General features: G+C 57.4%; 17 protein-coding genes. 8 read left to right on the forward strand and 9 right to left on the reverse strand.

Going from position 1 to position 20,413, the window contains the following annotated elements:
* Positions 1-224 precede the first annotated feature (224 nt).
* The 5 genes from ACSQ2W_RS27035 to tnpC all read left to right on the forward strand — a co-directional run bounded on the left by ACSQ2W_RS27035 (position 225) and on the right by tnpC (position 6,410).
* Positions 225-1,022 carry a MerR family transcriptional regulator gene (locus ACSQ2W_RS27035; protein WP_436089248.1) on the forward strand — a complete coding sequence of 266 codons (798 nt, stop codon included), beginning with the start codon at positions 225-227 and terminating at the stop codon, positions 1,020-1,022.
* Between the two features lie 410 nt (positions 1,023-1,432).
* A complete protein-coding gene (locus ACSQ2W_RS27040; RefSeq protein WP_436089249.1) occupies positions 1,433-3,883 on the forward strand; it encodes a GcvT family protein in 2,451 nt (816 codons plus the stop codon).
* Between the two features lie 113 nt (positions 3,884-3,996).
* The gene (tnpA, locus tag ACSQ2W_RS27045; protein WP_436089250.1) at positions 3,997-4,392 is read left to right on the forward strand and encodes an IS66-like element accessory protein TnpA; all 396 of its coding nucleotides are present in this window, start codon (positions 3,997-3,999) and stop codon (positions 4,390-4,392) included.
* A complete protein-coding gene (gene tnpB, locus ACSQ2W_RS27050; protein ID WP_436089251.1) occupies positions 4,389-4,736 on the forward strand; it encodes an IS66 family insertion sequence element accessory protein TnpB in 348 nt (115 codons plus the stop codon). Before tnpA ends, tnpB begins: the two co-directional genes overlap by 4 nt.
* Positions 4,737-4,781: 45 nt before the next feature.
* Positions 4,782-6,410: an IS66 family transposase gene (gene tnpC / locus ACSQ2W_RS27055; protein WP_436089252.1), complete on the forward strand. Its 1,629-nt coding sequence runs from the start codon at positions 4,782-4,784 to the stop codon at positions 6,408-6,410.
* A 751-nt stretch (positions 6,411-7,161) separates the two neighbouring features.
* Here the strand turns inward: tnpC and ACSQ2W_RS27060 are convergent.
* From ACSQ2W_RS27060 to ACSQ2W_RS27100, 9 genes are read right to left on the reverse strand one after another with little or no spacing between them, the layout of a single operon-like run.
* The gene (locus ACSQ2W_RS27060) at positions 7,162-7,902 is read right to left on the reverse strand and encodes an SDR family NAD(P)-dependent oxidoreductase (protein ID WP_436089253.1); all 741 of its coding nucleotides are present in this window, start codon (positions 7,900-7,902) and stop codon (positions 7,162-7,164) included.
* Positions 7,903-8,346: a MaoC family dehydratase gene (locus tag ACSQ2W_RS27065; RefSeq protein WP_436089254.1), complete on the reverse strand. Its 444-nt coding sequence runs from the start codon at positions 8,344-8,346 to the stop codon at positions 7,903-7,905.
* A 2-nt stretch (positions 8,347-8,348) separates the two neighbouring features.
* A complete protein-coding gene (locus ACSQ2W_RS27070) occupies positions 8,349-8,756 on the reverse strand; it encodes a Zn-ribbon domain-containing OB-fold protein (protein ID WP_436089255.1) in 408 nt (135 codons plus the stop codon).
* Positions 8,756-9,928, reverse strand: coding sequence for an acetyl-CoA acetyltransferase (locus ACSQ2W_RS27075; protein WP_436089256.1), 1,173 nt, complete (start codon positions 9,926-9,928; stop codon positions 8,756-8,758). Before ACSQ2W_RS27075 ends, ACSQ2W_RS27070 begins: the two co-directional genes overlap by 1 nt.
* A gap of 4 nt (positions 9,929-9,932) precedes the next feature.
* On the reverse strand, positions 9,933-11,657 hold the full coding sequence (locus ACSQ2W_RS27080; RefSeq protein WP_436089257.1) for an ABC transporter permease subunit: 1,725 nt from the start codon (positions 11,655-11,657) through the stop codon (positions 9,933-9,935).
* Positions 11,658-11,661: 4 nt separating this feature from the next.
* Positions 11,662-13,200: an acyl-CoA carboxylase subunit beta gene (locus tag ACSQ2W_RS27085; protein ID WP_436089258.1), complete on the reverse strand. Its 1,539-nt coding sequence runs from the start codon at positions 13,198-13,200 to the stop codon at positions 11,662-11,664.
* 10 nt (positions 13,201-13,210) lie between these two features.
* Complete coding sequence (locus tag ACSQ2W_RS27090; protein WP_436089259.1) at positions 13,211-14,770, reverse strand: class I adenylate-forming enzyme family protein; 1,560 nt, start codon at positions 14,768-14,770, stop codon at positions 13,211-13,213.
* A gap of 31 nt (positions 14,771-14,801) precedes the next feature.
* Positions 14,802-15,449, reverse strand: a complete 648-nt coding sequence (locus tag ACSQ2W_RS27095; RefSeq protein ID WP_436089260.1) for a TetR/AcrR family transcriptional regulator — start codon at positions 15,447-15,449, stop codon at positions 14,802-14,804.
* A 13-nt stretch (positions 15,450-15,462) separates the two neighbouring features.
* Positions 15,463-16,548 (reverse strand): extracellular solute-binding protein, encoded by a 1,086-nt coding sequence (locus ACSQ2W_RS27100; protein ID WP_436089261.1) that lies wholly within the window; start codon positions 16,546-16,548, stop codon positions 15,463-15,465.
* A 202-nt stretch (positions 16,549-16,750) separates the two neighbouring features.
* On the opposite strand from ACSQ2W_RS27100, the gene ACSQ2W_RS27105 reads away from it, so the two are divergent.
* The 3 genes from ACSQ2W_RS27105 to ACSQ2W_RS27115 are packed head-to-tail and all read left to right on the forward strand — an operon-like array spanning position 16,751 to position 20,087.
* Complete coding sequence (locus ACSQ2W_RS27105; protein WP_436089262.1) at positions 16,751-17,893, forward strand: ABC transporter ATP-binding protein; 1,143 nt, start codon at positions 16,751-16,753, stop codon at positions 17,891-17,893.
* A 15-nt stretch (positions 17,894-17,908) separates the two neighbouring features.
* Entirely contained in the window at positions 17,909-19,570 is a 1,662-nt protein-coding gene (locus ACSQ2W_RS27110) for an acetyl/propionyl/methylcrotonyl-CoA carboxylase subunit alpha (protein ID WP_436089263.1), read from the forward strand.
* Between the two features lies 1 nt (position 19,571).
* Positions 19,572-20,087, forward strand: coding sequence for a thioesterase family protein (locus ACSQ2W_RS27115; RefSeq protein ID WP_436089264.1), 516 nt, complete (start codon positions 19,572-19,574; stop codon positions 20,085-20,087).
* Positions 20,088-20,413: the final 326 nt, after the last annotated feature.

The raw sequence follows: 20,413 nt of genomic DNA on the forward strand, positions 1-20,413 counted from the left end.
GGCCCCGAGAGGTTGGGCTTCGTGTCAGCTCACGCAGGAATCACTCCGGCGAGAAGCCGGTGATCAGGAACATCCAGCAATCTGCGATGTTGAGCCGCAAAACCTCCCCTCGTCACTAAAGACATCCGATTCCGTCTGGCGAAGCGTATTCGTAGGTTGCTCTAATGAGCTGAAATGACCTATCCTGCTGCGCACAGATGTGGGCTGTCGACCAGAGTGAATCAATGAGCAAGCAGTATAAAGTATCTGAGTTGTCAGCGGCAACCGGAGTGCCCTCTGCGACGCTTCGGCTCTGGGAACAACACGGTTTGCTCGTACCTGCACGAACACCGAGCGGATACCGTCTCTATTCTGAAAGTGACTTTGCAAGGGTCCACCAGATCGTGCGACTTCGCTCGGTCCAAGGTCTTAATCTCGCAGCGATCAAGACGTCGCTAGACGCTCTAATTGGCGAGCACGAGGCGACCGCCGACGAGCCTGCTTCAAGATTGGGGCAGGAGATCCGGCGGCTGCGAACACAGCGGAAAATGACGATTTCAGCGCTAGCCTCGAAAGTGAGTGTGTCTGCATCCGTATTAAGCACCCTCGAACGCACATCGCGTGGTGCGAGCGTCCCTCTGCTGCGCGCCATTGCGGAAGCACTCGGTGTCACCGTAACCCAGTTGACTGCAAGCCCCGTTGAGATCGTAAAAGCCGTGGTGCGCTCCGGAGAGGGCCGCCAATTGCCCTCCCTAGGAAGGGGCATTCAAATTCGAGAACTCGCTTCAGGACCGCGTATGATGGACTGCCAAGAGTGGACGTTGGTGCCAGGGGCCGGCAGCGAGGGCTTTTATCGACACGAAGGCGAAGAGTTCATTCGAGTGCTGGAGGGCACCTTCGAGATCGAAGTCGAAGGACTGGGGCTCGCTGTACTCCAGCAAAACGATTCCATTTATTTTGAAAGTCATCGTGCACATTCTTGGCAGTCGCTGGGTGATAGACCCTGTCGGTTGCTGTGGGTCAATACGCCTCCCACATTCTAGCGCGTCGCGCTCAGCGCTGCCTCTCCATCCGAGCTGCGAAGAACGAAGTGGACCCGCTAATCGTTCTTGCACTTCTGGCCCGCCCCGGGAGAAGTGCGCGAGAGTTCACAAGAAACCCTGCTGGGGGCGCCACTTCGGCCTTCCCAATTCTCTCCCCCGGAGCGCTATCACCGCTCGGCTAACACCGGCGGCGTCGACAGTTTTGTGGACGAACCCGGCATATTTTCTGTAGAGTTATTATTGAACTGTGGTATGTTTTGCCATGGGTTCGCCGCCCCAATCAGGAGGCCAGAACGCCAGGGAAACCTCGAATGCGCAGGTGCCTCCATCAAGCGACTTTACGTCGGCAGAATGGGCGATGCGTGCTTGAGCCTCAAAATTTGCTTGTGTCTAACGAAGGAAAACAGGGAATGGATATTCCATCTAAGGCCGACGTAGTCATCGTCGGAGGGGGAATTGCGGGCTGCTCGATCGCGTATCATCTGACAAAGCTGGGAATTACCGATGTTGTCCTTTGCGAACGGCGCCAGCTGACTAGTGGAACGACTTGGCACGCCGCTGGTCTGGTGACACAGCTTCGTGCAACGCGGCAGATGACCGAGCTGGCTCAGTATACGGGCGAGTTGTTTGGCCAACTTGAAGCAGAAACAGGCCAAGCGACGGGTTTTCGTAGGTCGGGCTCATTGCGTGTGGCGACCAACGAGGCGCGCTATGAGGAACTCGCACGAGGGGCGTCGATGGGACGGAACTTTGGGCTTCCCGTGGAAGCGGTGAACCCCGGTCAGATCAAGGAGCGCTGGAACCCGATCAACACCGACGGAATTGTCGGCGGCTTCTGGTTTCCGAATGATGGGCAGGTGAACCCGGCTGACGTGACGATGGCGTATACCAAAGGCGCGCGTATGGGCGGAGCCCGCATCATCGAGAACCTGCTCGTCAATCAGATAATCGTTGAAAACGGCAAGGCTGTCGGCGTGATGACCGACAAGGGGAGGATTGACGCCCGCACCGTTGTGATTTGCGGAGGGATGTGGTCTCGCGATCTTGCGGCAGACATCGGTGTAAATATTCCGCTTCATGCGGCCGAGCATTTCTACGTGGTCACCGAAGCAATTCCGGATCTTCCGAAAAACCTGCCCGTCCTTTTCCTTTCTGATGAGTGGACCTACTACAAGGAAGATGCAGGCAAGCTCCTCGTGGGCTTCTTCGAGCCCGTGGCAAAGCCTTGGGGTCAAAAGGGGATTTCGGAAAGCTTCTGCTTCGATACGCTTCCAGAGGACATCGATCACATTGGTCCGCATCTCGAGGCTGCGACGGTGCGCGTGCCGTTGCTCGAGCGCACGGGAATGCAGCTCTTCTTCAATGGTCCGGAAAGCTTTACGCCGGATAACAGATACCTGCTGGGTGAAACGCCTGAGGTTACTGGCCTTTTCTGCGCGACCGGCTTTAACTCGATCGGCATTCTCTCGTCAGGCGGAGTGGGCAAGGCCCTCGCAGCGTGGATCCGTGACGGCCGCCCGCCGGTTGATCTCATCGATGTCGACGTTCGGCGTACGCAAAGCTTCCAGCGCAACCGTCGTTACCTCGAGGAACGGACCGTCGAGTCGCTCGGTTTGAACTTCGACATGCATTGGCCGAGCCGTCAGTTTACCACGGCGCGTGGCGTTCGCCGTTCGCCGTTTCACGATCGTCTCCTTGCATCCGGCGCTTTCATGACAGAGCTTGCCGGTTGGGAGCGGCCCGGCTTCTACGGAACGCTCGATGAGGTAGCCAACATCCGGTATTCGTATGCAAAGCCAAGCTGGTTCGAGAATGTTGCTGCCGAATGCCGCAATACGGCAGAGAATGTGTCCCTCTTCGATCACAGCTGCTTCGTCAAATACCTCGTCGAAGGTCCCGATGCATTGAAGACGCTGAACTGGATAAGCGCGAACAACTGCGATGTCGACATCGGCCGCGTCGTCTATACCCAATGGCTTAACGAGGCCGGTGGCATCGAGGCAGACGTTACGATTACCAGGCTTGGCGACCAATCCTTTATGATTGTCACGGTTGCCGTCTCTCAACGGCGAGACCACGCCTGGTTCAAGCGCCATGTTCCCGCGGATGCCCGCGTACATATCACCGATATTACCTCGGGCTTGGCAATGCTCTGCATCTGGGGACCGAAGTCGCGAGACCTCATGTCGCGAGTTTCGCCCGATGATTTCTCAAACGATGCATTTCCGTTCGGCTACAGCCGCGAGATCGACCTTGGATATGCCCGTGTCCGGGCAAGCCGACTGACCTTCGTCGGTGAGCTTGGCTACGAGCTTTACATCCCTACCGAACAGGCTGCGCACGTTTATGACGTTCTTGCTGAAGCGGGGAAGGATGTGGGTCTCAAGAATGCCGGCTTCTTTGCCCTAAACTCGCTACGCATGGAAAAAGGCTACCGTCACTGGGGTCACGATATAGGCGAAGAGGATACACCTTTCGAAAGCGGCTTGGGCTTTGCCGTGGCCATGGACAAGCCGGACGGCTTTATCGGTCGCGAAGCGCTTGTCCGCCAGAAAAAACTGGGGGTCGTTGGGAAGCGATTGGTCCAGGTAAAAGTCATAAGCGGCGGAGAAGCTCCCATGCTCTTCCATCACGAGCCGCTCCTGCGGGATGGCACGATCATCGGATCGATAATGTCTGGAGCATACGGGCATCGCGTAGGAGCGTCGCTTGGTCTTGGTTACGTCTCGAACAACGTAGGCGTGACAAAGGACTGGCTTACAAGCGGGACCTGGGAGGTCGAGGTTGCCATGAAGCGTTATCCCGTCGAGGTGCAATTCGGGCCCTGGTATGACGCCAAGGGCGACCGCGTCCGCGGCTAATCGTCCGAATTCAACAGAGATGGGGGGCATTTAAGGTACCCCTCCGGTGACGGCCGCCTTGCTGAGGTAGGCTGAAGACTGCAAGTCCTAGTGCAAACACTAGGAGTAGTCCTATGACGAAGCATCAGATTGAGGTGATCACGTCGGTCGAGCGGCGTCGGCGCTGGTCTCGCGAGGACAAGGAGCGGCTGGTCGCGGCAACATTTGAGCCGGGGGCCAGTGTTTCCGACATCGCGCACTCGGCCGGTATTCATGTGAGCCAGCTTTTCCGCTGGCGCAAGGAACTCTGCCAGGTATCCGCGCCGTCCGTCCCGCAACTCGTTCCAGTGGAGGTCGTCGAAGTGCTGCCAGCGCCAGCAGTCCCGCCCGAGCCGCCGGCGGTCTCCCGGCCGCGCAAGAAGGCAAGCATCGTCACGATCGAGCTTGGCAGCGGCCGGCGTCTTCGGGTCGAGAGTGACATCGACACCGATGACTTGGCCCGCATCCTCGATGTGTTGGAGCGGCGATGATCCCGGTCCCGAATGGTGTGAAGGTCTGGCTCGCCACAGGCTATACCGACATGCGTAGAGGTTTTCCTGGCCTGTCGCTGATGGTGCAGGAGACGTTGAAGCGCGATCCGATGAGCGGTCATCTCTTCGTCTTCCGCGGCCGTAGCGGCGGGGTGATAAAGGTGATTTGGCACGACGGCCAGGGTGCCTGCCTGTTTACCAAGAAGCTCGAGCGCGGACGGTTTCTATGGCCGTCGGCGTCCGACGGCCCGTTGGTGATTACGCCGGCGCAGCTCGGCTATCTGCTCGAAGGCATCGACTGGCGAATGCCGCAAAAAACCTGGCGTCCGAGCTCGGCTGGATAGCGGAAATGGCTGGAAAGGCGGGGGCGAATATGATTCCATCTCGCCATGACCGATGCGGCCGATCAGCTTCCCGACGACCTTGCCAGTGCGCATGCGATGATCCTCGCCGAGCGTTCCGCACGCCGTGAAGCAGAGGCGGCCGCCGCCCGAGCCCAGGCGGTGAACTCGCACTCTGATGCACTGATCGCACGGCTGAGGCTGGAGATCGAGAAGCTCAAGCGCGACATCCATGGCAGCCGCTCAGAACGCAAAGCCCGTCTTCTCGAGCAGATGGAATTACAGCTCGAAGAGCTGGAAGCTGATGCCAGCCAGGACGAATTGGGTGCGGAGCTGGCGGGACGATCATCGAGCGTCAAAGCCTTCGAACGCAAGCGTCCATCGAAGAAGCCGTTTCCGGACCACCTGCCGCGCGAACGCGTCGTCATTGCCGCACCATCAAACTGCCCGTGCTGCGGTTCTGCCAAGCTGGCGAAACTGGGCGAAGACATCACTGAGACTCTGGAAGTGATCCCGCGCCAGTGGAAGGTCATCCAGACCGTGCGCGAGAAGTTCTCCTGCCGCGAATGCGAGAAGATCGCCCAGCCGCCGGCCCCTTTCCATGTGACGCCGCGCGGCTTTGCGGGGCCGAACCTGTTGGCGATGATCCTTTTTGAGAAGTTCGGTCAGCATCAGCCGCTGAACCGGCAGAGCGAACGCTATGCTCGCGAGGGCATCGACCTTAGCCTGTCGACACTGGCCGATCAGGTGGGGGCTTGTGCCGCGGCGCTGAAGCCGCTGCATGCGCTGATCGAGGCGCATGTGCTTGCCGCCGAGCGACTGCATGGCGACGACACCACCGTGCCGATCCTCGCCCGTGGCAAGACCGACACGGGCCGCATCTGGACCTATGTCAGGGATGACCGGCCGTTCGGCGGGCAATCACCGCCGGCGGCACTCTATTATGCCTCGCGCGATCGGCGGCAGGAGAATCCCGAACGCCATCTGAAGAGCTTCACCGGCATTCTGCAGGCGGACGCCTATGGCGGCTACAATCCGCTGTTCAAGGTGGATCGCGATCCTGTTCCTTTGACGCAAGCGCTGTGCTGGGCGCATTCACGGCGCAAATTCTTCGTCCTTGCCGACATCGCCACCAATGCCAAACGCGGAAAGAATGCTGCCGCGATCTCGCCAGTCGCGCTCGAGGCGGTCAAGCGCATCGACGCGCTGTTCGACATCGAACGCGACGTTAATGGTCTTTCAGCCAACGAGCGACTGCAACGACGTCAGAAGGACAGCCGTCCCCTCGTTGATGAGCTTCAGACCTGGCTTCGATCTGAGCGAACAAAGCTGTCGCGCAGTTCACCGGTCACTGAGCCGATCGACTACATGCTGAAGCGCTGGGACGGGTTCACGTCCTTCCTCGGCGACGGTCGGATCTGCCTGACGAATAATGCCGCCGAACGGGCGCTGCGTGGCTTCGCTCTCGGCAGGAAGGCATGGCTCTTCGCTGGCTCCGATCGTGGTGCCGATCGCGCCGCCTTCATGGCGACACTGATCATGAGCGCCAAGTTCAATGACGTCGATCCGCAGGCCTGGCTCGCCGACGTGCTCGCTCGCATCGCGGACACCCCGATCACCAGGCTGGAGCAATTGCTCCCGTGGAGTTGGAGCCCTTCAACCGGACGCGCCGGGTAAGTGACCCGCAATTGCTTTCCCTAATACTGATGGCAATTATTAACTTCTCGCGCCGGACCTTCGTCGTGAAACAGAATCCTTCTACGATCAATTGCCTCATAAAGGCGGTTCCCACGCTCGGACACTTTGGCCTCGTATACTTGCTGCTTTTGCCACGGTGCTAAAGAGGCGGTTGCCTTTGCCAAACACTCCACATACCGCCGAGGCCTCGACGAGTAGAACTCGCCGAGAGCGTCGATGTAGTCGGTATTGAGATCAGGGTTTGAAGCAGCCCGCTGCGAATAGCCCTTCCACGCAATGCAGAATTGCACCACCTCAGCCGATGCGCGTGGAAGGGCAGTGCTGTCACCAGGCCGAATAGACGCAAAGCACTCTGCGAGAATTTTCATTTCGGCAGCAGAGATTGCCGTCTTCTCCCGCGGGCGCACTGCTTCAACTGCTCCTGCAAAGGTCCTCTCCGACACCGTCATCCCCACCAGTAAAAGGAACACCGTTCTCAACTTGCACCGCATCCGCACACCTCACTGAAGCCGCGGGCAGTTTGCCAATAAGGAGTTTCCGAAGTGTGATGGTGCCACGGCATGCAGACCGCGGTCCTCGCCGGATGGGTACCATTTAAGCCCCCCTTTTGAGTATGCAGATGGATGTCTGGTCGCTTTTGCAGTCCACCCCGCTGAACGCTGATGCCACTCCGATTGCGGATCACCCTTGCGCCCGCCTCGATAAGGAATTCAAGCCTGCGCTATAACCGTCAGAGTGCAGAACCGCCGTTCACACCAAGTATCTGCGCAGTAATGTAGCTTGCATCTTCAGAGAGTAGGAACGCGACTGCGGCGGCAATTTCGGCCGGCTGGGCCTCGCGCCTCAGAGGGATGTTATCCAACCACCCCTTGCGGACATCGTCCGGAACAGCTTCTACCATCGGCGTCATGGTGGTGCCGGGAGCAATGGCGTTTACACGAATGCCGTTTCGGGCCTGCTCGAATGCAACCGTTCGGGTCAAGCCGACGAGGCCGGCTTTTGCCGAGGAATAGTTCGACTGTCCGAAGGCGCCCCAACGAGACTCAGATGACAGGTTTACAATCGAGCAGCCATTTCGACCGATCATCAGCGGCACGATGGCCTGGCAACCGAGCCATGCCCCCTTCAGATTGACATCGATGACAATATCCCAATCTTCCTCAGCCATCTTCAAGAGTGATTTGTCTCGCGTGACGCCAGCGTTGTTAACGAGACCGTCAAGACCGCCGTGGTCTTCCGTGATTCTGGCCGCGGCGTCCTGCCAGCTTTGTTTGCTGGAAACGTCCAGTTGCACAGATCTCGCGCTTCCGCCGGATTCGCGGATCTCGGCGGCCACCGCATCGGCGCCTTCTATGTTGCGGTCGCCCACTACCAAGACAGCGTTTTCTTCTGCAAGGCGGAGGGCCGTTGCCTTGCCGATACCTTGCGCACCACCGGTCACGAGGATGACTTTTCCATTCAAGCCACGCATTCAGGCTTCCCCTCCGATAAGATACTTGTTGTAGCCTTCTTGGACGACCTCGCCGCGCTGATTGGTGATCGCCACCTCGACTTCAACGACGCCGCGGGATGCGTCCTTCGAACTTGGCGTTTTCGACGCCACCCTATACTTCTGCGAAATTCGGTCGCCAGGCAGCACGGGCAGCAGCATTCGCCGTTGGGTTTCGAGAAATGCGAGGATTTTCCAGTGAGTCAGTTCCGAGCAGTTCAAGCCCTCGCCGATCGAGTGAACCAACAGTCCGTGGGCAATTCGCGTGGGAAACTTGGTGTTCGCGCGAACCCACTCTTCATCCATGTGAAGGGGATTGAAATCGCCGCTCAGACCCGCAAAATTAACGATATCTGCCTCTGTCACGGTTCGACCCGCAGATACGAAAACGGCGCCTTCTTCAATATCCTTAAACACGATTTCCATTTTCAAACCTCAACAAAGCAGGGCATTTTGAGACCCGGATGGATCTCGCGAAAGACAAGCTTCAGCGCCATGTCGCAGCGGATGTTCGCGATGGGCGTATCGACGATCCAACTGGTGATGCGCGCACCTTCCTCGAGATCGACTAAGGCGATGACAAAGGGTGTCAGATCCGAAAACTCGCGATGAACGGACTTTTGAACCAGCGTGAAGGAATGGAGTGTCGCCCGGCCGGACGCTTCGACCCACTCCGGCTCGCGGTCGGGATAACCTGCAACGCGCGCGCGGGGATACATTTGCACGTTTCCGGAAACGGGATCCTTCTGGAGGAGAAGAACGTCCCGATTGACGGCATCGAACCAAGGTTCCGACACTGCATTGTGCACCGGAAGTACGGAAGTCATCTCGATCATTACTTTCCTCCCAGGATGAGCGTTGACGTGGCCGATAGCCAGCCACCGGTTCCGTTCACCAAACAAAGTTCCGGATTTTCCAACTGCAACCCCGGACTCTCTCCGCGTAGTTGGCGAACCGCTTCGATGATTGCAAACATTCCGCGGCGACCGGCATGGTTGGACGAAAGCCCGCCGCCATCGGTATTTATCGGAAGGCGCCCGCCAGGGGCGATGCCGCCTCCAGCGATAAAATGACCGACCTCACCCTTGGGAACGAAACCGAGCGCTTCGAGCGAAAGCGCTACCGTGATGGTGAACGAGTCGTAGATTTGAGCGACCTTGATGTCTTTTGGAGTTAGGCCAGCCGTCTCGAATGCGCGACGGCCGGAGAATTCTGCGCTTGTCGTCGTCAGATCGCGCATTTCGTTCATCTGGCCGTGGCTGATCGCTTCACCGAAGCCCAGGACGTAGGGTCCGCCCCTTCGGGTATGGCGCGCGCGCTCCCTGGAGGTAACGACGATTGCTCCGCCGGAATCGCTTACGACGCAGCAATCGAGTTTGCGCAGCGGGGTCGATATCATCGGTGAAGCGAGGACATCGTCGACCGAGATCAGATCTCGGTACATGGCCTGAGGATTGAGGTTTGCATAGCGCCGCGCCTGAACGGCGATCTGCGCGAGGTCTTCCGGTCGAAGGCCGTACTGATGCATGTAGCGAGTTGCGGCCAGTGCATAGGCCGAGATGGTCGAGACACCGTATGGAACCTCGAATTCACCGGGGCCGGTCTGGCCGGTGTTGAAGTCGGTCGCCGGCAGCGGCCAGGACCGGCCGGAGGATGCATAGCTGATGACCACAGTTTGGCAGAGGCCAGCGTGAATAGCCGCAACCGCGTGGCCGACGTGGCTTAGCGGAGCCGCGCCGCCTATGTCCGTGCTGCAGATCCAGGACGGCGTGATGCCTACATATTCTGCGACTTCAACGACATTCAACTGCCATCCTGCCTCTGATGGAAACGACGCGGCTGTGGCAAAACCGTCAACGTCGGAAAGCGTCAGACCCGCGTCGGCCAAAGCTTCTGCGATGACTTCGGCATGGATCTGGTAGGGGTGAATTCCAGGTGCTTTTCGGCGCGGAGATTCAAAGGCGCCGACAATTGCGGCGGCACCGCTTGGAAAACGTTCTTTGCTCATGGTGCTAGGTACTCTCTTTCGTTGCACGGCGACCGGCTGTTATTGATCGAAATGCGATGAGGATTGATCCAAGAATAACTGGCACAATCACAATCGTGGCCACGGCCGACACCACGGGTGTAATGCCGCTTCTCAGGAAAGAGTAGATTGTAACCGGAAGCGTTTTATCGAGTTCGGTCTGGAACATGGCAAGGACCGCCTCATCCCACGACGTCACGAAGGAGATGACGAAAGCGCCGACCATAGCGGGCATGGCAATTGGAACGACCACCCCCCAGAAAGCCCGCGCGTTGCTAGCGCCCATCGTCCATGCGGCCTGCTCGATCGAGGTATCGATGGCCGCCAGCGAGTTCGCCAGAACCAGGAAGGCCAGCGGCAAACACAGGACCGAATGGGCGAGCACCAGTCCGAAATCCGTGCCAAGCAAACCGAGCTTGCCTTGTACGTCGTAGATGCCGATACCCAGCAGAATTACCGGCACAATCAAAGGTATGATCGCCACCGTCTGGATCGACATCTTCAGCGCCAACGATCTTGAGCGGGTCCCTACACGCGCTAGGGCGAGGCCGCACAGGGTAGCGACAACCGCGGTGAACATTCCGACGCGTACACTCTTGAAGAATGCCTCGATCCATGTTGCGCTCGTGAAGGCCTCAATGAACCATTTGGCACTGAAGCCGACGGGAGGAAACTGGATCTGCGTCGTCTCCGTCACTGATGTTGGGATCACGACCAACAATGGAAGAATCAGGATGACAAGATCAAAGACCAGGATCGCTACGCTAAAAACGGTTACAGGCGTCGACCTGAGCGGATCACGCGATGCCGCGCCTCGCGAACCCTGTTGAACTGGTGACAGCATCCCTCGTCCGCCGATTTTCAAAGCGACCATATAGCCAATCACGGAAACGACGAGCAGAACTATCCCCATCGCGGCGGCCTTGCCCCACTGGTAGTTCTGGACCTGCTGCTGAATGAAGATCGGGACGGTCAGGTTGTGTGGCCCCCCGAGTATCGCCGGTGTCAGAAAGAAACCGAGGCCAAGCACGAAAACCAGAACGCTGCCGCCGAGCAGAGCCGGACGAACCTGCGGGAAATAGATATCCGTGAAAACGCGTCGTTCGCTCGCTCCCATTGTCCGGGCCGCCGTCAGGAGCGATGTGTCGATAGACATCATCGCGGACACCAGGATCAGGATCAGATAGGGGAGCAGATATGCTACCATCCCGACAATCGTGGCGAAGGTGTTGTAGAGCAGAGGAAACGGACCGATTCCCAGCGTGCCTGCCACGCTATTGATAATCCCCTGCTGTCCAAGAATCGTCGTGAAAGCAAATAGCCGGACGATGATCGAGACCCAAAAGGGCATGAGAATGAGGATCATCATCAGGGACGACATCTGCCGCGAAAGACGCGAGATAATGTAGGCGGCAGGGAAGGCGAGAGCGACGGTAACGATCATCGACACAGAGGCGAGCATCACACTGTGGAGAGCAACTTGCCGAAGCAGATCGTCCTGAATGATCGCGGTGTAGTGACCGAAGTAGAACGCATCTGAGAAACCCGTTCGGCCTTTCTCGTGAAGACTGCGCAGAATGATCGTCGCAAGCGGCCAGGCAAGCGAAAACAAAAGGATCACGAGAGCCGGAATGAGGAGCGCAAAACGCGCCACGGAGGTTCGCAAAAGGTGGGAGCTGCCGGCGGGTGAGGTGACGGAAACATAACTCATCGCATCACGTACCCAAGGTCTTGCGATAGGCAAGCTTGACGAGACGCGCGAGGTACTTGCGTGTGTCACGTGGGTCTATCATTTCTTCGGCGCCGAAATTCTCGATCGCGCGCCAGATAGACGTCTGCTCCTCAAACCGTTTTGTCAGCTCGGCCTTCAATGCGGCGCGCAGCTCCGGAGGCGCGGCGTCAAGCTGCCCCCTGAAGGCGGCTTCAACGCCGCCTTCGATGGGCATGTCACCCCAGGCTGCACTCGGCCATACAAAGCGAATGCTCATCGGGTTCCGGCTGCCAGTGGCCACGCCGCCCAGCCCATAGGACCGGCGGACCTGAACGGTGATGACCGGCACCTTCGCCTGCTGGATCGCGCGAAGCGCCATCGCACCGAATTTGAGGACACCTGCCTCTTCTGCCTTCGGTCCAACGAGGAAGCCGGGAACATCCACTAGATAAGCAATCGGGATATGGAAGCGATCGCAAAGTTCGACAAATTTTGCCTGCTTCAGCGAGGACTGCACTTCGAGCGAACCTGCTACGAACCGTGCGTCGGAAGCCAGTATGCCTATGGTGTGACCCTCTATGCGCGCAAAGCCAGTCCGCAGCGAACGACCATAGTCCGGTGCTATTTCGAAGAACGTATCCTGGTCCACGAGGCAGCGGACCAGCGCATGGACGTCGTAGGCGCGCCGTAGGGTGGGTGAAACGATCGTCAGCAGATCCTCTTGATCATTGGCCTGCCATTCTGACCTGGTGGAGGGGCGGGCGCTAACATTGTCAGGCAGGTAGGCAAGAACCTGTTTGACTTGTGCAAGGGCCTCATCTTCGTTCTCCGCTTGGTTGTCGATGAGACCGGAGGCGCGTGTGTGTATGGCAACGCCCCCAAGGGCGAACTTGTCGATGTCGAGGCCAAGCGCCTGCTTGACGACGGGTGGCCCCCCAGCGAAGAGGCAGCCATTGTCTGACGTCATCACCGAGAAATGGGAAATGTGGGCACGCGCCGCCGAACTGCCGGCGGTCGGACCAAGCACAGCAGCCAGCACTGGAACGTGGTCGAGGAGCTCGAACATAGGATAGGTCGGATTTGCGGATTGGAGCTCCGGATAGCCGATCTGATCCTGCAAAATGACTGACCCGCCAACACCATTGATGAGCATTACCAGCGGGATCTTGTAGCCCAGTGCAAATTCTTCGACGAAACCGCCCCAACCCCCTTTGTAGCGGGCAAGATGGACACCAGTCCCGCCACCTTCAACGCTGTAGTCTTCTGCGCCGATAGCTACGGGTCGACCATCAATCTCGCAGACGCCGCAGACGAAGGTCGAAGCAAGCAGCGAGCCGTCTTCGGTGGGGGTGGTAACAAACGTACCGATTTCCAGGAAGCTGCCAGGATCGGAGATCTTTGCGATCCGCTCGCGCGCTGTGGAGCGACCGTATTTGTGCTCTCGGGCAATTCTTTCAGGACCGCTCGAAGCAAGCGCGATCTCACGCCGGCGGTCAAGCTCGAAAAGCAACGCTTCCCATTCTGGAGTGATTTTTCTCGTCATCCGTTGCTCCTCAGTTGGCCACCAGGTCGGCACAGATCGCCGCCAGTTCCTTTTTGTCGACCTTCGTGGCGTTGCGAATGGGGAAGCTGTCCACGAAGAGGATGTGGCGCGGCTTCTTGTATGACGCGAGCTTCGTGAGAAGGAACGACATGATTTCCTCCTTCGAGGGAGCAGCATCCTTTCGAAGCACAATTGCAGCGCACACGACCTCGGTGAACTCTTCGTCGGGAAGACCGACGACGGCCACATCGAGAACGGCATGGTGCTGGCGAATGACGTTCTCGATTTCGGCCGGGTAGATGTTTTGGCCCTTGGAAATGATTAGATCCTTGCTGCGACCGACAATGTACAGCCAGCCTTCCTCGTCCATCCTCGCAAGGTCGCCGATCTTCAACCAGCCGTCCCGGACGGTTTCCGCGTCAAGTTGCGTTGCGTTCCAATAGTTGCGCATGACGGAGGGTCCTGCTGTCCACACCTCTCCGACATTTCCGATCGGTACGTCCTGCCCATCGGCGTCGAGAAGTCGGATCGATTGACCCGGCACACATCTGCCCACGGAGCCCGGATGCCGCTCGATGTCGCCGCCTTCAATGAGGGTGGGAAGGCCGGATTCCGTAGAGCCATAGGAGATGGCAAGGTGTATATGCGACCAACGTCGCCTGACCTCTGCAATCAATGCCGGGGGGCAATTCTCGCCCCCAGTGTACCACCATTTCATGGAGGTCAGCGGCAGGGGAGTGCGATCGTCTGCTTCGATCATCGTTCGGAACATGGACGGGAAAATGAGTGCGTGCGTGACGTTCCACTTGGCAACGAAGTCGCCAAGACGCTCCGCGGTCCAGCCACGGCTCGGCAAGATCGCTACAGTTCCGCCCATGAGGAAGGTCGGGATCGAGCTTTCGTTCATTGCTGCGGTGTTGTACATGGGCGCGTTCAGAAGCATGACCGTGTCACGCGTGATTCTGAACTGTGCCACCTGCTGCATAGCGCACCACATGACTGCATGAGATCGCATCACGACGCCTTTCGGCTTGCCGGTCGTCCCCGAAGTGAAGAGGATCATCTGATCCTCGTGCGCAACCGGGATCTGCAATGGCACATGGCTGTCCGCCATCAACTCGTAATCTGAACCGCCGTTAGCCGCCTCGAGGGTCACTATATCAGGGACAGAGGAAACGAACGTCGCTGCTCCGGAAAGCACCTCGGAAAGTTCGGTTTCCACGAAAACTACCTTCGCTCCACTGTCCTCGATGATCGCTCCGACTTCACTTGCAGTAAGGCGGAAGCTGACTGGAACAAAGGTCATGCCGGCATATGCGCAGGCAAAATAGAGCTCAAAGATCTCTCCACGGTTGAAAAGGAGAGATGCGACGCGGTCCCCTGTCTCAAGCCCCATGGCGCGGAGCGCGCCTGCCAACCTGAGCGACCTGTTGCGTAGTTGCTCGTATGTGAGCGCTCCATTTTCCCATACGAGGGCGAGCTTCGTGGGATCGTGAAGCGCCTGCGGCCCAGAATCACCGAGAATAGAAGATACAGTCCACCCGAGGGTAGAATCGATGTTGTTCAACATGGTCGTTCCAACTGATGAGCAGCCGTAGTCTCTAGACGACTGCGTAATTTGTGGGCTGGGCGTTTTCGCTCGTGTCGCCGGGTGGTATGCCGGCCGCCAAGCGCCGTATCCAAAAACGAACTGGAGAGTGTTCCTGTAGCTGGACCATCACCCGCGGATCCAGCAACGAGTGAATGCTCAGGCCGTCCGCTAGCCCAACCAGATCCGCCGCAATGCGCTTTGGCTCAAGCTCGGCGGGAAGATCTCCCTGAGCTTGTGCTTCTCGTATCGCACGCGTCACCGACTTTCGCCATCCTACAAGATAGGTTTCCAACTCCTGTCGAAGATCGTCCTCGGTCATGCCCTCAACATAGAAAAAGAAGAAAATTCGGCATAGAGCAAGACGGCGCTTGTCTAGCGGGATACTCCCCTCAAGAATCTGTTCGAGAGCAGCCATGCCCTCCAGCGTTTTTAAGACGCGCGTGTTATGTTCGGCAAGAATTTCGGCAGCGCGCCGTAGTCCCCCCAGAAGCAAGTCCTGGCGGTTGTGGAAATAGTGACCGATCACGCCGGTGGACCATCCCGATCGCTCTGCAACCTCTCTTATCGTTGCCGCGGCAATCCCAGCCTCGGACACAACATCTAAGAGAACATCGCATATCTGCTTACGTCGTTCGTTATGATCCACCAAGCGAGGCATTCCGGTCTTTCTTCTAGTTCAACGCGACCCAGCGATTGAAGCGGTCAACCACCTCAGTGATGTGCTGCGCGTAATATGCAGCATTCTCCTCGATCGCCTTGTTAGCATTCTCTCCTGCGACGATCCACGGCGCAAGATCGTTGCCATACGACGAAGGATCCAGACCCGCAATGTCTGTCGTATATGTGATCTGCTGCACGAGCGCCTTCTGACCGTCAATATTTCCCACGAAATGGGCGATCATGGCCTGACCCGCGTCACTGTTTGGCGCCCCCATCGGGACTGCATAGACGGCCTGCGAATAGAGAGAGTTTTCCCACTTGATCGCAAGCGGCGCCTTGTCATTCGTGACTGCCCCATAGACCCGGCCCGACCAAGCAATACCCATGGAGCACTCGCCGCTCGACAAAAGGCGAATGGCGTCATCGCCGTTCGACCACCACAATATCTCGGCTTTGATCGTATCGAGCTTGGCGAAAGCCTTGTCCAGGTTGAGCGGATAAAGCTGTTCCTTCGACACTCCGTCAGCGAGCAGGGCAGATTCCAGCACGCCGCCGAACTGCGGGTATTTGAACAGGCATCGCTTACCGGGGAAGCGCTTCACGTCGTAGAGGTCAGTAATGCTGGTAGGCGCGTCGCCATCTTTGAATTTGTCGAAGTTGTAGGTGAAAACAATACCGTATCGAAGCACATCCACCCCGTACTCGTCGTGCGAACCTTCGCCGATCTTACTGAAGTCGACGACACTTGGATCGAGTTTCTGAAGGTAGCCGGCATCACGGGCCTTGATGAAATCGCCTTTGGTGGGGAACTCGATAAAGCTCCACGGGATGGAAGCGCCGCTATCAATGGCGGCGAAAAACTTGGTCATATCAGAATTATAATCACCCTTGACTGAGACGCCGGTCTCGGCGGCGAAGTCCTTGATGACTGTCTCTTCACGCGCCCTGGTGGTCGCGCCACCTGATGCGTCATGCCACACAAGTTCTCCCGAAACCTTTGCCTTCACTTCGGCCGGAAGTACGTCAGCGGTAAAGCCGAATCCCGCCGCGGGCAGGTAAAACGCTGCGGCGCATGCCATTGTAACGGTTATCTTCATTATGTTCCCCATCAGTACGGTCCTCCCAGTTGGCCGTTGCAAGACAAGCGTAACAAAAAGATCGCAGATAGCAAGCCCGATCGGCTGTTTTTTATAACACCTGTCTTGCTAAAACGCGCAGCACTCGTAAGATATGTGTCATGATGGGGAGGAGGGGCGAGGTCGCTTCCTCTTTCCAGAAAGCAATAGGGGGAGCTCAAGCATGATGTCAAAGCGCGCGGAAGAAGCCGACGTGAGCCCCGTCGGCATGTCCGGCAAAGGCGCCAACGGCGTTGATGTTAATGCCGTCGAGGTTCGCTTCCCTAATGGCTACCATGGACTGAAGCAGACAAATCTGAGCATTCCCCCTGGAATGTTCTGCACGTTGCTCGGTCCCTCTGGATCAGGAAAAACGACACTGCTAAGAGCGATCGCTGGATTGATCACGCCCACTTCCGGTGCGATTTCCATTGGCAACAGGGAAGTCACGTCGCTCTCGGTTCAGTCTCGCAACATCGGCTTCGTCTTCCAAAACTACGCACTTTTTCCGCATATGACGGTTGCCCAGAACATTGAGTACCCGCTCAAGCTACATAAATGGTCGCACGCGCAGAGAAACGATCGGGTCAAAGAAGTTCTCGAGCTTATCGAACTCCCCCATGTCGCCGAACGCGCCGTCGGGGAGCTCAGTGGCGGACAGCAACAACGTGTCGCCATTGGCCGTGCAATCGCCTACCGTCCATCGTTGCTGCTCCTCGATGAGCCTATGGGTGCTCTTGACCGACGGCTGCGTCAGCTCCTTGGATCCCAGTTGCGTGAAATCCAGCAGCGCACCGGTATCACAACTGTATATGTCACCCACGACCAGGAAGAGGCGTTCATTCTCTCCGACAAGATCGCGATTATGGATGGCGGGGAGATATTGCAGTACGACACTCCGGCCGATCTCTATTTTCGGCCAAATTCCCGCTTTGTCGCTCGTTTTCTTGGTGAGGCCAATCTCATCGAGGTTATCGAAATCGTGGAGGATGCGGACGCGGTTCCGACTGCGAAAACATCGTTCGGAAAAATCCCTCTTAATCCCCGGACCGCGCTCGACGTGCAAAGCTGTGGCGCGCTCTCGCTGGTTCTGCGACCGGAAGACCTTGTGCTCGCAACGTCGAACGAAGTCGAGCTCGACATGGTACCTCCTGTTGCGGTCACGATCGAAAAGGAACTCTTCCTCGGAAGCCGTTGTCTCGTTACCGTCTCCAATAGTCGGGGGGAGTTACTGCTGGTGGAGTGCGCCAAGTCTGACGTTCCGCCCATAGATGCAAAGGCTTGGTTGACCTGGAAACGCTCGTCAGCCGTTCTCATCGACCGTTAGTGCCAGGGGACTGATATGAAGAAAATACTGATCGCAAACCGTGGTGAAATCGCTCTTCGAATCGTACGTGCATGCCAAGATGCCGGCTACAAATCGGTCGCGATCGCCTCCGAGGCAGATATGCACGCGCTATACGCTCGTTCCGCGGACGAAATCTTCCCTCTGAAAGGCAACGCGCCGATCGAGACATATCTCAACCAGGAAGCGATCCTTGATATCGCAAAGAAGAGCGGCGCCGATGCGGTTCATCCCGGATACGGCCTCTTGTCGGAAAATGAGGTGTTTGCGGCGGCAGTGGAGGCTGCGGGCCTCATCTGGATTGGCCCCCCTGCCGAGGCGATCAGCCAACTCGGCGACAAGGTGAAAGCCCGCGCAATTGCGCGCAAAGTGGGTGCGCCGCTTCTGCCGTCCCTGGAAGATGGTAATATCACGGTTGAGCAAGCTCAAACCTTTGTCGAAAAGCATGGCCTCCCAATTATCATCAAGGCCCAGAACGGCGGTGGCGGTCGTGGCATGCGCATAGTCCGGACGATTGATGAGCTCGGATCCCAAATGGCCGCAGCAGAGCGTGAAGCCGGTCTGGCATTCGGTCGCCCAGAGTGTTTTGTGGAAGTCTATGTAGAGAATGCACGGCATGTCGAAACGCAGTGCCTGGTTGATTGGAAGGGGACCGTTGCTGTTCTGGCAACACGTGATTGCACGTTGCAACGCCGGCAGCAGAAGCTCATCGAGGAGGCACCTGCACCCTTCCTCTCCAACGCGCAAATCGATGAGTTGAAGAAAGCTTCGGTCGGAATTCTAGGGGAGGTTGGCTACCGCGGCGCCGCTACGTGCGAATTCCTTGTGACAGCTAATGGAATCTACTTCCTGGAGGTCAACACCCGCGTTCAAGTCGAACACCCGGTCACGGAAGAAGTGACCGGCGTGGACATTATCCGGGAGATGTTTGACATCGCAGAAGGAAAAACATTGCCGTTCACCGACGTCGCAGTTCGTGGACACTCGATTGAATTCCGGATCAATGCCGAAGATCCATGGGCAGATTTCCGCCCCGTTCCCGGCAAAATTCGGCGACTCCGGCTGCCGGGGGGACCGGGAGTTCGTATAGACTTCGGGTACGCGGAAGGCGACACCATCCCACCTTATTACGACTCTCTTGTGGGCAAGCTCATCGTTACCGGCCGAGACCGCCAGCAAGCGTTGGAACGCGCATCTCGTGCCTTAGCTGAGCTTGAGCTCGACGGAATAAAAAGTGTTATTCCATTGCACCGCGCAATTTTGCAACGTGATGAATTTAGAACGGCCTATCAGCAGGAGTTCACCGTTCACACACGCTGGATCGATGCCGAAATCGATAGGCTGTCACAAGAGGCGCGTGCGCTGGACGGTCAGTCCAGCGCACAAGAAGTTGACCTCCCACAGACTAAATATGTTGTCGAAGAAAAGCCTGACGCGGCCATCTACCGCGTGGGCATCAAGGCGCCTCTGTCTGGCCTGGTGCTGGAGGTTTGCGTCAAGGTTGGGGACCGCATCAATCGCGGTGATGTAGTCGCGATTATGGAGTCGATGAAAATGGAGCAATCCATTTCCGCAGATGAAAGCGGCGTCGTTACCGAAATCAATGTTATCCAAGGCGCATTCATCGAAATGGATGCCGATCTGATGGGGCTTGACTAAAATGCCGAAGGCGCCGTTTGAAGCAGATGCGGTTGACGATCGACCCCAAAATGATGCGCTCCTGACACTCGAAATCGTCGTAGATGGTAAGTGGATCGACTACAACGGCCATATGACTGAGTGGCAGTACTATAAAATTTTAGCCGATGCAGGCGAAAACTTCCTGCGTGCTATGGGCTTTACGGAAGAATATCGGTTAAGCGGATACAGCTTTTTTTCAGTGCAGGGACATTTGCGGAACCTGAGGGAATGCCTTATGGGCACTCCGCTTCGGATCTTTACGGAAATGATCGGGTACGACGATGTACGGCTGCATATCTATCAATACGTCGTCGACGCCGATCGAGATCTTGTGCTGGCTACTGGTGAGCATCTGATGCTCCACGTGGACACGACCGCCAGACGCAGGACGCCGGTTTACCGATATATGCAAGAATGCTTGGCCCGTGGACTTAGTGTCTGGCGACCGATGTTGCGACCAAAAGGACTGGGTTCGTCAATTTCACTCACACCTTAGGGTGACGAAGCGAGCACGAACTTTTTGTTTCCCACCAGCAGAAGCTTGGTAACAAAAACCCGGCTTTGCTCGATAGGAAGTGCTTCGGAAAATTCTGTGGCATTGCTTAGCAACTCTCGACCTTCACGGTGACGTGAAGTAGCGCGTACGCAAACTCCTTCGGCTTGCGGTTTCCGTCCGGCAGCGCAGAGCGGGAACCGACTTGCAAAATAGATTGCCATCAAAATTCACCGATGTGCCTGGTCCGATTAAAGCGGACAGCGGCGGCAAAAGAGACGCTCATCCGAATGTTCCATAATAAAGCTTATGCCACATACTTTTGTAGG

It is taken from the genome of Pararhizobium sp. LjRoot255 (genome assembly GCF_964252905.1).
Taxonomy (GTDB): Bacteria; Pseudomonadota; Alphaproteobacteria; order Rhizobiales; family Rhizobiaceae; genus Pararhizobium.

Coding starts and splice junctions, on each gene's coding strand:
- ACSQ2W_RS27080 (WP_436089257.1), bottom strand. CDS start 11,657: ATGAGTTATGTTTCCGTCACCTCACCCGCCGGCAGCTCCCACCTTTTG.
- tnpB (WP_436089251.1), top strand. CDS start 4,389: ATGATCCCGGTCCCGAATGGTGTGAAGGTCTGGCTCGCCACAGGCTAT.
- ACSQ2W_RS27090 (WP_436089259.1), bottom strand. CDS start 14,770: ATGTTGAACAACATCGATTCTACCCTCGGGTGGACTGTATCTTCTATT.
- ACSQ2W_RS27105 (WP_436089262.1), top strand. CDS start 16,751: ATGATGTCAAAGCGCGCGGAAGAAGCCGACGTGAGCCCCGTCGGCATG.
- ACSQ2W_RS27110 (WP_436089263.1), top strand. CDS start 17,909: ATGAAGAAAATACTGATCGCAAACCGTGGTGAAATCGCTCTTCGAATC.
- ACSQ2W_RS27065 (WP_436089254.1), bottom strand. CDS start 8,346: ATGGAAATCGTGTTTAAGGATATTGAAGAAGGCGCCGTTTTCGTATCT.
- ACSQ2W_RS27035 (WP_436089248.1), top strand. CDS start 225: ATGAGCAAGCAGTATAAAGTATCTGAGTTGTCAGCGGCAACCGGAGTG.
- tnpC (WP_436089252.1), top strand. CDS start 4,782: ATGACCGATGCGGCCGATCAGCTTCCCGACGACCTTGCCAGTGCGCAT.
- ACSQ2W_RS27100 (WP_436089261.1), bottom strand. CDS start 16,548: ATGAAGATAACCGTTACAATGGCATGCGCCGCAGCGTTTTACCTGCCC.
- ACSQ2W_RS27115 (WP_436089264.1), top strand. CDS start 19,572: ATGCCGAAGGCGCCGTTTGAAGCAGATGCGGTTGACGATCGACCCCAA.
- ACSQ2W_RS27095 (WP_436089260.1), bottom strand. CDS start 15,449: ATGCCTCGCTTGGTGGATCATAACGAACGACGTAAGCAGATATGCGAT.
- ACSQ2W_RS27075 (WP_436089256.1), bottom strand. CDS start 9,928: ATGAGCAAAGAACGTTTTCCAAGCGGTGCCGCCGCAATTGTCGGCGCC.
- tnpA (WP_436089250.1), top strand. CDS start 3,997: ATGACGAAGCATCAGATTGAGGTGATCACGTCGGTCGAGCGGCGTCGG.
- ACSQ2W_RS27085 (WP_436089258.1), bottom strand. CDS start 13,200: ATGACGAGAAAAATCACTCCAGAATGGGAAGCGTTGCTTTTCGAGCTT.
- ACSQ2W_RS27060 (WP_436089253.1), bottom strand. CDS start 7,902: ATGCGTGGCTTGAATGGAAAAGTCATCCTCGTGACCGGTGGTGCGCAA.
- ACSQ2W_RS27070 (WP_436089255.1), bottom strand. CDS start 8,756: ATGATCGAGATGACTTCCGTACTTCCGGTGCACAATGCAGTGTCGGAA.
- ACSQ2W_RS27040 (WP_436089249.1), top strand. CDS start 1,433: ATGGATATTCCATCTAAGGCCGACGTAGTCATCGTCGGAGGGGGAATT.